The 303-nt window shown below is 42.9% G+C and carries 1 rRNA gene; it reads left to right on the top strand.

Annotation, left to right across the window (positions count from 1 at the left end):
* A 16S ribosomal RNA gene (locus tag KO531_RS22280) occupies window positions 1–87 on the top strand; the annotation flags it as partial.
* Window positions 88–303 lie beyond the last annotated feature (216 nt).

Raw genomic sequence — 303 nt, 5'->3', positions numbered from 1 at the left:
GGGGCGCTCACCACTTTGTGGTTCATGACTGGGGTGAAGTCGTAACAAGGTAGCCCTAGGGGAACCTGGGGCTGGATCACCTCCTTACCTATACGACTAACTTAATGTTTGCTGAGTGTTCACACAGATTGCTTGTTTATCTTCTCTTAGGAGAAGTCAGAGCTAAATGCGCCGCGAGCCGGTACGCATTGTTCTTTAACAATTTGGAAAGCTGATAGTATTTAATTGCATGAGTCTGTCATGTGATTAATTACAAAACGTTTAATGCGAAAGCATTGAACATGAGTTCTCAAACACTTTATT

This window comes from Shewanella sp. NKUCC06_TVS, assembly GCF_019345515.1.
In the GTDB taxonomy this organism is placed as follows: Bacteria; Pseudomonadota; Gammaproteobacteria; order Enterobacterales; family Shewanellaceae; genus Shewanella; species Shewanella oncorhynchi.
Note: the sequence above shows the minus strand (reverse complement) of the source record. Positions and strands in the feature narration are given on the sequence as shown.